The following is an 11,298-nucleotide window of genomic DNA, read 5'->3' as shown; positions in this document are numbered from 1 at the left end:
CTTAGTCGGAACCAATTGTAACGTCGCACCCAATTAGCATTTCGGACGTCATGGTGCTGATAGAAGCTTGTTGGGTGCAGGTAGTGCCATCGACAGAAGCCACAATTTTTATCTGTTCCCAATTAGAAGAAAGCTGGAGTTCTCTGGTCAGCTTTCCTGTCTGATCTGTACGACCTGTGTAGAAGGGTTGGCTGTCTACTCCTGAGGACGAGACGCTGTACATTTTGAGAATATGGCGTCCGTTTACATTTACGCCCACACCGTTTTGCGTAGAAAAGTTACTGACAACGCGAAAGGTAATTTCTTTGCTTTCGCTGCTCTTCCAGGTGAATCCACTCGGGATCGTAATGTCTTTAAACGTGTATGAGGACCCTGAATCAGAAGAAGGGGAGGATGAAGGACTATCACTACTGCCACCACCACATGCGAGTAGGGAAAATGGAACAAATGAGTACAGAAAGTATCGGAATATTGGTTTCATTATAATGACTCTATCCAGTGAGATCTGAATTCACTAAGCAAACAATATGCCGTTTTTAAACTATTGAAAAATAAGAGGTATAAAATATTAGTATTGGCTAATTTTCTTTTTGAAAGTCATATTAGAGAGTTTTTGAAGGGTTTGGCTCTCAAATTAAGAAGTTTGAAGAGATTCGGGAAGGGAAATAGCCCGATATTTGTTGTGTAATTCCGGAAACGCCTGCCAATAAAATTCTACGTTTCCGGACTTAGTTTGTTATCTGTCGATTAGTGGCTTCACTGTGTGGCTGCCTTGGCAAAGTTACCCAGTGCTTGTTTCACTTTTCCGATGACTTTAGCGCAGCCTTCTAAACCGTGTCGCTCATTGAGATAATCCGGGCTGTTGTAAGAAAGCCAGTTTTCACCAAAGGCGTCCTGCCAAATCAGCATTTTTTGTGGTAGGTCGATAGCAGTGGTCTGACTGCACTTCATTAGTGGTGTACCTACCTTGGGGTTCCCGAAAATAACAAGTCGGGTAGGGCGCAATTCCATTCCGACTTTTTTCGCTCCTTCGTCGTGTTTGATCTGAGTGAAAACAGTCATGCCTTTGCTTTCAAGTACATTGATTAATTTCTCAGCAGTTTGCTCGACACTGTGAAGACTTTTTACTGTGATAAGACCATTGTCAGCGGCAAAAGCTGAATAAGAGAGCAGGCATGAAATCACGCCCGTTGCGATGGTTTTTTTCATTGGGTTGTTCCTCTGTTATGGGTTGATTGACGGTTCCTCCAATTCCCCACTCAGAGCGAACAATCATGAATCAGAATACGGCAGGGCAAATACCCCGCCAAGCTTCAACTTATTGAATACGTTTGATTCTTACTTTGGCGACAGCTCCCTGCCAGTCGTAAGCAGACTGAGCAAGATCGCCTTCACCATGTATTCCCGGGCTAGGGTAAACGTAGCCTTCATCCGTTGCAGCATCTGCCGAGAAAGGCTGACCGCCACAAAGCGGACCAGGGATATTGGCGCACAATTCATCATTGGCTTCCGTACCTGCATCGTAGGCGTGCATTTGGTAGGTTACTGATGTGCCAATGTATCTTGGCAGGCGTTTTCCTCGCAGTGAAACCATGGTGTCGTTGGTCGGCAACAGCATAGAAATCAAACTGATACGGCTATGCGGGCGCTGAGACGTGATTTCAAAAGTGACACTTTGCCCGTTAGTCAGTAAGCCTTCGGATGCCGCCGTAGCTGAGTATTGGCTTGATGCATCAAGCTCTGCTCTCAGAGGTCCAATATCACCCCCTTCGGCGACACGTTCTACGTTGTCTGTGACAGGTTCTCCCAAGCGGAAAAGTTGGTTTCTGGGTAAATGGGTAGCACCAAGAACAGGAGTAAAGGCGATACCTTTGGTCAGGTTGGTCACCGTTACTTCATACACGCGTTCATGATAGTAATAAGAGCTTGCCAGCAGCGAAGGAGACAGGCTTAACAAGGCGAAAGAAATGAGCGTTTTAGTTGCGTTTTTCATACGAAAACCTCGCAGGTCGTTATTGATTGCAATTCGCGAGTGGAACAGGTTAGTACGACTATACGCAGGTGTATGAAGAGAATGGCTCACAGAAAACTCACAAAAGCATCACAATTGATGCTTTTGCTAGCATTTCTTTTGTCCTGAGGGGAATTAACCCAAAGTCAGGTTATTTGGATTTTTTGCTTTCCCAATGGGTGATGAAAGCGACGGAAGCAATGATGATAGCGGCACCCAGCCACAATCTGCCCGGAGGTACCCAACCAAATACCATCCAACCCGCCAGAACGTTTAACGGCAGTTTAGCGTGATCAAAAGGCTGAACAAATGAGGCATCAGCCACCGCATATGCCTTTACGATTGCCCATTGTGCAAGTGCTGTAAACAGACCCGCAGCAAACAACACACCCCAGATATTGAAGCTTTCAGGCATGGTGAAATCAGGCAGTGCCAACAGAATATTAAAAGGGGTAATCAGAACCAGCAGATAAACCACCATGGTAGACGGTGGATCGTTTACTGATAATTTTTTGACCATAAGTGAATAACATGCCCAAAAGAAGGCCGCGCCCACAGGCAGTAAGGTTGCCCAACTGAAATCATCTGCCCACGGTTCAAGAATGATCATCGCACCTGCAAAGCCAGTGAGAGTGGCAAACCAACGGGCGACGCCGACTTTTTCTTTCAGGAATAAACCTGAACCGACAGTGGCAAACAGCGGTGAGGTCATCAGCAGTGCAATGCCCTGCCAAATTGGCACGGGGTAGGCTAACGCCCAAAGCCAGAGTTGAATGCCGATAACAGACAGAAAAACACGGGTGGCATGCCAGCCAAAATGCTCAGTTCTGAGTGACTGGCGAATACCTAGTGTTCGCAGGTAAGGCAATATCACAATCAATGCGATGCCGTACTGAATCAGAGCGACAGTAGTCGAAGGTACGCCAAAATTGATACTGGCGACTTGAGCAAGGCTGTTCACAATAGCGAAAGCCAAGCCCGCAGTGAGCATCCAGGACGCTCCCTGCAGTGGGTTGTGGTGTTGAGCGTTCATAAAAGTGGTGAATAAAAATTGTGTTTGCAAATCATACGTTTTATTCACTATGAAGCCAACGCTATTATTTCTGGGGTTTTGATACATTACGGAGCCGCTTCTGCCTGATGTCTCTCTATCTGATTATTCAGCGCTTCCTGATACCTTGCCTTTGTCCAACCTTGATCTAACGCTTCTTGAAGAAGTTGTTTCATGGTTTGCGGGGCAAGTTCTCCAATCGGCGAATCTGTATCAAGGTTTGTCGGAAATGAATATCCATCAGCGGATGCCGTGAGTATTGCGTCCTTTTCCTCTTTGGTCAGAGAGTTACCTGACCAATGCTGTGCTAAGTATTCGAAGAGTGTGGTTGAGATTTTTGCTAGATCGACGGTTTCCATCGGCTTTCCAAACGCTGAAGAGATCTGAAGTAGATTTGCGCTTCTGTGCACATCATCAGTGTCGTTTTGCCCTGCGGCATGAATGATGGCTGGGTTAAAAAATACAGCATCTCCTTTTTGCAAAGGTAACTGAACGTAATTGTCTTCAAAGTACCGCTGAAACTTCTCTTCGCGGCAGGAAACGTATCCGAGCGGATAGTGCTGGGAATAGGGTAACAGCTTAGTTGGTCCCGATTCCAGTGGCATGTCTGAATGAGCCACAGCACCTTGCAAAGTCAGCATGGCAGACATCTTCTGCGCGTGAACGGGATAGTCCTTGAGCGTATCAGCATGCTGAAAACCCAGATGATAGTCTCGGTGCGATTGCTGCGCGCGACCACCCGGTCGCACTATGTTGACCTGAGCCGTTACCTGATAATTCGACCCTAGCCAGGCTTCGGAGACCAATTTGAGTAGCGGGTTTTTGTAGTAGTCGATGAAGCTTTGAGGATCGAGAACCGCACTTTTCTGAAACGCATTCCAAATTCGACCATTTGACATAGCGCCCGCTTGGGCGAAATGATCCCCTTCACCAAACCCAAGCTCTGAGTCGAGAATGTCGTCGAAAATGCGGTTCATTCGGTCAATGATGTCTGTCTTGGCGAAAAAATTCTTAATCACAACAATGCCGCTGCCGTTCAAAAAAATATCGGCAAATTCGCTTCTAAGTATGTGCCATTTCTCAGGTGTTATTGTTTTCGCATCATAAATCATAATGCCTTTGTAGCACTGCTTGGCGTTGGGGTAATTTTGATTACCTTTGGGTTTGCAACTGTGAATAAACGAGTCGATATTCAATTGTTCTTTGCCAGCAAACGTTGGGATTGGTCTGTCCATAGAAATCTCCTTAATTGGTGACAAAAATGTTAATCATTTGTAATCTTTTGGGTGAGGCAAATGTCCATCAAAAGTCCATCATGAAGCGGAGAACTCCCTGATGAGCAAATTCACAGTGAAGCAGATAGCGGCTCAGGCTGGGTTCAGTACCGCGACGGTGGACAGAGCGTTACATGGAAGAAATGGCGTGCATGACCAGACACGGCAACGCGTGGAGCAAGCCATCTCTGAGCTTCGAGAACAATATAAGCTAGACGCCCTGCAAGGTCGGACTTTTTACATCGACGTCATCATGTACACGCCTGCGCGGTTCAGTCATCTTGTCCGTGAAAGCCTGAACCGCATCTCTGTGCAAATGGCTCCGTTTCGAATTCGGCTGCGGTATTTTCTTTATCAGGATATCGATATTGAATCCCTGTCTGAGGTGATTCACGAAGCGGAAGATCGTGGCAGCCATGGGGTATTGCTAAAAGCCCCTGATCACCCCGAGATCAATGAGGCTGTGAATCGGCTACACCATAATGGCATTCCTACTGTCACATTGGTGACGGATTTACCTGGTTCCAAAAGGTTGAATTACATAGGGATTGATAATATTTCGGCTGGAGAAACCGCCGCTTTCCTGATGACTCAATGGTTGGGTTCCAATCCAAACGGCATTCTTCTCGTTCAGAGCAGTCACTTGTTTCATGGCGAAGAAGCACGCGCAGAAGGCTTTTCTCAATTTCTTAGTCATCATCCTCACATAGAAGTCACTACGGTTAGTGAAGGGCATGGGTTAAATCTCAGTACTAAAAAGCAGGTGAAAGATGTACTCGGCAAGAAAGAGAACATTAGCGCGGTATACAGCATTGGTGGGGGAAACCGAGCCATTCTGGATGCTTTTCAGGAAATGAACCGACCTATTCAAGCCTTTATTGGTCACGATCTGGATGATGACAATCGGCATTTACTGCGATCCAGACAGCTGCACGCGGTTATCGATCACAATCTCGATGACGACGCTAGAGTGGCATTTTCAAACCTGCTGTCACCCTATGGTCTTATGCCGACTTTCTCGTACACCACCAGTCGCATTAATATCGTGACGCCTTTTAACTTACCTTAAGTTTTGTTAGGAGCACCTGACTGTGAGTTGATGCTTTTCTAGCCAGTCATCACACTTTTTAATTTTGCTTTTTGAATTAACTGTTTCATTATAATTTTATGTGAAATCTTCATTTCTATTGGTTAAACATCTAAAGATCGTGTGGGGCAGAAAATGTTGGATTTGCTGTCAAAAATGCAACCTAGAGACGAATCGAAACGGACTCAGCACATTACACCTGAATCCGCAGGCTGGACTTATATTGGGTTTGATGTGGTCAAGCTGAAAGAAGGCGAAGATCTAGAATGGATTGCAGACAACGGGCAAGAACTATGTATTGTTCTGGTTTTAGGAAAAGCATCGCTAGACCTAAATGGAAGCTTGCAGGGTGAAATTGGGCAAAGGATGTCGCCTTTTGAGAAGACAAAACCTTACGCTGTCTACCTAACGCTGAATGATAAGTGCTCTTTAACCGCGACAACGGAAGTTGAGCTGGCGGTATGCCGGGCGCCGGGAAAAGGGAGTTATCCATCTCGATTGATCACACCACAAGAGATAGGGGCAGAGCATCGCGGAAAAGGCAGAAACCAGAGACAGGTACATAATATTCTGCCGGACGATGAGCCCGCCGACAGTCTGCTGGTGGTAGAAGTGTATACCGATGAGGGATGTACCAGCTCCTATCCAAGCCACAAGCACGATCAGAATGATCCACCCAATGAAACCCAACTGGAAGAGACCTACTACCATCGACTGAATCCGCCCCAAGGTTTCTGTTTTCAAAGGGTATATACCGATGACAGAACATTAGATGAATCCATGGCCGTGTATGACGGTGATGTAGTTCAGGTACCCAGAGGATATCACCCAGTGGCAACGGTTGCTGGTTATAACAGCTATTACTTAAATGTGATGGCTGGACCAGTACGGAAGTGGTTGTTTAGCTGGGAAGAAGATCACCAATGGGTAAATACCGAATCTTATCGTTAGCGATTCTAAAGGGAATAAGAACATGTTTAATATCGCTTTATTTGGCGCTGGTCGTATCGGTCAGGTTCACGCCGCAAATATAGCTGCTAATCCAAAAACGCAACTCGCTGCTGTGGTTGACCCCTATCTGGAGGGGGCGAAAATGTTAGCAGAAAAATATGGCGGCGAAGTCATGTCGATTGAAGAAGCCATGAACAACCCGGGGATTCACGGTGTATGCATTGGCTCTGCTACCGATACCCACGCCAACTTGATTGAGCTGGCTGCAAAAGCCAACAAAGCCATATTCTGTGAAAAGCCGATTGACCTGAGTTTGGAGCGTGTAAGAGAGTGTCTGGCGACCGTCGCTGAACATCAGGTTCCGTTTCTTGTCGGATTCAACCGACGTTACGATCCCAATTTCTCCGCAGTACAGCAGCGATACGCCATGGGGTCGATAGGCAAAGCAGAAACCTTGGTGATCACCTCACGTGACCCAGCGCCACCGCCTGTGGAATACGTGAAAGTATCCGGAGGAATGTTCCGCGATATGACCATTCATGATTTCGATATGGCGCGTTTTATTCTGGGGGAAGATCCGGTTTCCGTTATGGCGCACGGTCATTGTCTGGTCGACGAAAATATAGGTAAAGCGGGCGACATCGACACCGCCGTTACCGTATTAACTTTTCCGTCTGGCACTACGGCAACCATCATTAATAGCCGACGTTCAGGCTACAGCTACGACCAACGCGTCGAGCTGCATGGCAGCGAAGGTGTTTTGACGGCAGAAAATGTTCGGGAAAATCAGGTTCAGCAGTGGGATGAATCGGGTTTTCAGGCAGCCAAACCACAGCTCTTTTTCCTTGAAAGGTACGAAAAAGCTTATCAGGTTGAATGGCAACACTTTGTTGACGTACTCGAAAGAAAATCCGCTCCATTATGCGGTGGGTACGATGGTGAAATGGCGCTGGTTATCGCTGAAGCCGCAACGGAATCTCTAAGAACGGGTCAGCCAGTTAAAATTAGCTAATGCACATTCTAAAGACTTGAAATGCTGACATATTTGTCAGCATTTTTTGTTTTATTAGCATGAGAAATAAATAGTTCTGCGTCGCATTGTTCTGCCGATTCACTGAGATTTTCTTCTATGAAGATTATCCTCTTACGCAATCTATTGACCGCAGTAAGTAGGAGTTTAAGTGTCTCTTTTATGGGTGATTTTAGGATCCATATTTCAGTTTGGGTTGGCTCCATTCTCTATTATGTTTTTTATTTTTGGTACTGGTGCAGGACACCCCAAAGTGCTCACATTGGCAATGTACATAACGCCTTTAACATGCCTTGTAAGCGCATTGATCGTGATCTTTGGATACCTAAAAGGATGGTCTGGGTTTACCTATTGGTGGTACGGCTTCCCACTGATCGTGACTGTTATTTTCTTTTTTGTCGCAGGATATATGAATGAATCAGATTACGGATGACACAATGACCCTATTTTAGCTTTGAAGTGAAGCTTAGTATCAACTCTAAATTGTCACTCACTGGCCAGTGAAACGGCGAGGGTCTGAGCCAGACAAAGCGAAGCAGACTGCCCTCTAAACCCGCCAACGTTGGCTTCGTTGACCACAAAATTTACGTCAGACAGCTCCGCAATGGGGCTAACCTGGCTGTCGGTCAGGGTTACCTGCTTTGCTCCTTTATCTCTCGCCGCTTTCACCCAGTTATGAGTTTCTTCCGCATAAGGAGAGAAGCTAATGGAAACAACGGCATCTTTGCCTGTTACCATCGAAAGCTGTTCATCATACATTCCGCCCAAACCGTCGATCAGTACCACTCGCTTACCCAAATGGCGCAACGCATACACCATGTACGATGCAATACTAAAAGATCGGCGGAGACCAATCACATACAGACATTCAGCGTTTTTAAGCAGGGTGATAGCATTATTCAGGTCGCTCTCTTCAATCTTATTTGCCAGTTGCTCAAGCGCGTGTGCGTTGGCGTTGGCGAAATTGTGGAGCTGAGAAATCGGCGTGCTGGCTTGTGAGTCATCAGGAGACATGGCTTTAAACAGCTTAACTCGCTCTGAATAGTTGCTCGTTTCTTCAACCATGTTCTGACGATACAGCTGTTTCATGTCGTTGAAGCCATTAAAGCCTAACGCATTAGCGAAACGAATCAGGGTAGAAGGGGGAACATCAGCATTACTGGCAATAACCGCAACCGTATCAAATGCCACATTTTCAGGGTTATCTAACAGGTACTGACCCACCTGCTGAAGCCGCTTACTCAGGTTGCCGTATTCTTTTCGAATGTCTTCTTGAAGCTCAGAAAGTGTCGTTGCTGGTTTCATGCTTATCCCATAAATAAAGAGGCTCATCTCCCAATTGTTTCGAGGTTACTTTATTTGGAATAAACATTTCAAATGTTGCGTAGTTTTTCGTGAGCCAAATATTCACTAATGAACTCGATAACTATTCCATATCTCGATCATGTCTTTTAAAAATTAATATGCAATACGTTGCAATGATAATAATTCTCATTTACCTTTATAAGGCCTTGTAAGAAAGGTGACTGAAAGGCGCTTTAAGTCTTTGGTGTACAGTCTTTCAAAAATCGAGAGTGTTTATCTTGCTGCGCACTCTTTAATCTAAATACGACGAAAAAAGGAATAAAAAAGATGGCTGAAAATCATCAACATATTGCGGGTATCGTAAGTGCAAACGGTGAGAAAGTATCAGGTGAAGGCTTTACAGTAACTCAAGACAACACCGGTGAGTATATTGTCACATTTAAGCATCCGTTTGCCGAACAGCCAGCAGTCGTCGCAACGCTACACAACGAACACAAGGACCTGTCTGTTCACGCTGTAATTACGTACGATATCACATCGAATGTAGCGAAGATTTTGACAGGTGATGCTGATGAAGGAACTGGTGGAACACCAAAAGACAGTGCATTTAGCTTTATCGCTTTTGGTGACCGAGCCTAGTAACGGTTATTTGCCTAAAGTGTCCTGCAAATAGAATTGCGAGATGCGTATCAGGGAGGGCTGAACTTGATTTGGTCTTCCCTGATTGTGAACGAGAATTTGGTTATCCACCAGAAAGCAAGGTATTGAGTAGTTCCAGCGTTAAGGTATCTGTGTTTTTCAGAGTGTTAAAGTCTTGGTAGTCGTTACCAATAACATCAAACTGCATCAGTTGTGTGGCCTCAGCATCGTACTCTGGATGCGTAGAACACAAAACGTATCTACCGTCGCCAAATTCACCCTTAACTATCCCTGCAGGTTTATCTGGCAGTTCTGAAAAACGAGCGACGACTTCATAGTTGCCTTTGGTTTCATTGTTCGCTTCAAAAAAGCAGCCTCCAAGATACATAGACTCAAATACCTGATTCTCGGTTTCGAGCTGAACAATTCGAGCTTCGGTGGCATTGTAATTGTCCGCCAGTGCGAATTGTTCGATAGGACCTTTGGCAGTTCCGCTGAAAAAAGCCAGTTGATTGGGGGTAATGATTTCAAATGGCGTGCCTTTTGCCCATTCTGTGTACTCACAAGCCAGATAGGCACCGCCGCAAATCCCTAAATATTTGCCTCCATTTGCAACATATTCAGAAATGCGTTGGTAGCCTTCGCCATTGAGTTTGTCAGATTTGTAGCGGCTGGCTCCACCTGGCATCACGAATAGATCAACGTTTTGGCCGAGAGCTCCAGCCAGTATTTCATTGGCATTAACAAAAAACACGTTACTTTTGCCGCGCAATCTTCCCAACGCATAATAAAGGATATGGTTGTTAGAAACGTTGTCGCTATAAATTAGAGTTGTCACAGTCGTTTTGATCCCGCGGCAAAAAGTAAATTATCTCGAATTCAGATTAACTAGGCTGCACGGGACAGCAAGCTTGCTGGTCTGGCTTTCGCAATCGCTGAGGTAATCAACCCCGTGACTACTGCCTTGGCGATATCGCCAGGAATGAAGGCAGTGACCAGAGCACTTGCTTCAAGCAATGTCTTGTTTAGTACGATAGACATTCCAACGATTCCAAAAATATACATCACGATAATACCACCGACGATGGCTGCTACTGTCGCAACCAAAGTCAGGTTTGCGCTGCGCCATTTTTCTACAATAAGACCGGTAACAAAGGCAGCGACTGGCCAGCCAATAAGGAACCCACCTGTAGCACCTACAAATAGCGCAATTCCGCCGCGTCCACCAGACAATACAGGGAGCCCGATAGCAACCAGCAGAAGCAACAACAGCACCGCCAGAGTGCCTCGCTTAGCGCCTAAAATCGTGCCACAAAGCATAATGCCAAGGCTCTGCGCCGTGATTGGCACGCCGAAACCTAAAGTAAAAGGAGGGATGATGCCAAGTCCGACAATCAGTGCTGCAAACAAGGCAATGTATGCAATGTTCTTTTCCATTTATTTTTTCTCCAAAATGTGTGTACTGCCGCGCGCTTTTAGCGCCTCGGCTACGTGGTCAGCATCGTCCAGTGCAATAACAGTAAAAGGGATAATAATTCGCCAGCCAGCACGTTTTGTTGTTCGTGCTCGCCATGCGAGAGAAAGTGTTTGTCCTTTAGACATTAAAACGGGTGTCATTCTAATCACCAAAGCGATTGAAAGCTCCAGCGCTCTGCTACTTAGCCCAAATCGTCTTAGAGGTTGTGCCACAAAATGGGCGACATCCATCATATCGGCGAGGCGAGTGGTCATAGTAACAAGGTTGGCAAGGGCAACGGCGGATATCATTCGAATTGTGACCATTGCCCCCAATTGATACTCTTGTGTGAAGCCATGCCAAATAGCCATGATCAACACCACTGGCCACAAGATTTTGAGGTGTTTCATTCCCTGAATGAAGAATGCTTTCCCAGGGAGTGCATACAAAATCAAAACACTGATAAGGAAAGCGAGGTGTAAAAGAAGATGCTC

General features: G+C 45.9%; 14 protein-coding genes. 5 read left to right on the top strand and 9 right to left on the bottom strand.

The annotated features are described in order from the left end of the window. Window position 1: 1 nt before the first annotated feature. From RH89_RS12650 to RH89_RS12630, 5 genes are all read right to left on the bottom strand, one after another. Window positions 2–481, bottom strand: coding sequence for a hypothetical protein (locus RH89_RS12650; protein WP_004402299.1), 480 nt, complete (start codon window positions 479–481; stop codon window positions 2–4). Window positions 482–756: 275 nt separating this feature from the next. Continuing rightward, entirely contained in the window at window positions 757–1,209 is a 453-nt protein-coding gene (locus tag RH89_RS12645) for a DUF302 domain-containing protein (RefSeq protein ID WP_004402298.1), read from the bottom strand. Window positions 1,210–1,318: 109 nt separating this feature from the next. Beyond that, window positions 1,319–1,993 (bottom strand): spondin domain-containing protein, encoded by a 675-nt coding sequence (locus tag RH89_RS12640; protein ID WP_004402297.1) that lies wholly within the window; start codon window positions 1,991–1,993, stop codon window positions 1,319–1,321. Window positions 1,994–2,162: 169 nt separating this feature from the next. Further along, window positions 2,163–3,044 (bottom strand): DMT family transporter, encoded by an 882-nt coding sequence (locus RH89_RS12635; RefSeq protein ID WP_022551061.1) that lies wholly within the window; start codon window positions 3,042–3,044, stop codon window positions 2,163–2,165. Between the two features lie 86 nt (window positions 3,045–3,130). Further along, a complete protein-coding gene (locus RH89_RS12630; protein ID WP_004402295.1) occupies window positions 3,131–4,297 on the bottom strand; it encodes a phytanoyl-CoA dioxygenase family protein in 1,167 nt (388 codons plus the stop codon). A gap of 100 nt (window positions 4,298–4,397) precedes the next feature. Here RH89_RS12630 and RH89_RS12625 point away from each other — a divergent pair, with 100 nt between their 5' ends. The 4 genes from RH89_RS12625 to RH89_RS12610 all read left to right on the top strand — a co-directional run bounded on the left by RH89_RS12625 (window position 4,398) and on the right by RH89_RS12610 (window position 7,837). Next, window positions 4,398–5,405: a LacI family DNA-binding transcriptional regulator gene (locus RH89_RS12625; protein WP_004402294.1), complete on the top strand. Its 1,008-nt coding sequence runs from the start codon at window positions 4,398–4,400 to the stop codon at window positions 5,403–5,405. A 153-nt stretch (window positions 5,406–5,558) separates the two neighbouring features. After that, window positions 5,559–6,374 (top strand): 5-deoxy-glucuronate isomerase, encoded by an 816-nt coding sequence (gene iolB, locus RH89_RS12620; protein ID WP_038145780.1) that lies wholly within the window; start codon window positions 5,559–5,561, stop codon window positions 6,372–6,374. Window positions 6,375–6,396: 22 nt separating this feature from the next. Next, window positions 6,397–7,386: an inositol 2-dehydrogenase gene (iolG, locus tag RH89_RS12615; protein ID WP_004402292.1), complete on the top strand. Its 990-nt coding sequence runs from the start codon at window positions 6,397–6,399 to the stop codon at window positions 7,384–7,386. Window positions 7,387–7,555: 169 nt separating this feature from the next. Beyond that, window positions 7,556–7,837 carry a hypothetical protein gene (locus RH89_RS12610; RefSeq protein ID WP_004402291.1) on the top strand — a complete coding sequence of 94 codons (282 nt, stop codon included), beginning with the start codon at window positions 7,556–7,558 and terminating at the stop codon, window positions 7,835–7,837. A gap of 53 nt (window positions 7,838–7,890) precedes the next feature. Here the strand turns inward: RH89_RS12610 and RH89_RS12605 are convergent, their stop codons facing one another. Continuing rightward, window positions 7,891–8,709, bottom strand: coding sequence for a MurR/RpiR family transcriptional regulator (locus tag RH89_RS12605; RefSeq protein WP_004402290.1), 819 nt, complete (start codon window positions 8,707–8,709; stop codon window positions 7,891–7,893). 327 nt (window positions 8,710–9,036) lie between these two features. On the opposite strand from RH89_RS12605, the gene RH89_RS12600 reads away from it, so the two are divergent. Continuing rightward, complete coding sequence (locus RH89_RS12600) at window positions 9,037–9,348, top strand: hypothetical protein (protein ID WP_004402289.1); 312 nt, start codon at window positions 9,037–9,039, stop codon at window positions 9,346–9,348. A 103-nt stretch (window positions 9,349–9,451) separates the two neighbouring features. On the opposite strand, the gene RH89_RS12595 is transcribed toward RH89_RS12600, so the two are convergent. The 3 genes from RH89_RS12595 to RH89_RS12585 all read right to left on the bottom strand — a co-directional run. Then, window positions 9,452–10,186 (bottom strand): BPL-N domain-containing protein, encoded by a 735-nt coding sequence (locus RH89_RS12595; RefSeq protein WP_086027438.1) that lies wholly within the window; start codon window positions 10,184–10,186, stop codon window positions 9,452–9,454. A gap of 50 nt (window positions 10,187–10,236) precedes the next feature. Further along, on the bottom strand, window positions 10,237–10,785 hold the full coding sequence (locus RH89_RS12590) for a biotin transporter BioY (RefSeq protein ID WP_004402287.1): 549 nt from the start codon (window positions 10,783–10,785) through the stop codon (window positions 10,237–10,239). Then, on the bottom strand, window positions 10,786–11,298 hold a 513-nt coding region (locus tag RH89_RS12585; RefSeq protein ID WP_004402286.1), incomplete at its 5' end, for a CbiQ family ECF transporter T component.

It is taken from the genome of Vibrio nigripulchritudo ATCC 27043, from assembly GCF_000222685.1.
In the GTDB taxonomy this organism is placed as follows: Bacteria; Pseudomonadota; Gammaproteobacteria; order Enterobacterales; family Vibrionaceae; genus Vibrio; species Vibrio nigripulchritudo.
The sequence above is the reverse complement of the archived record's forward strand: the minus strand, read 5'-3'. Positions and strand labels throughout refer to the sequence as shown.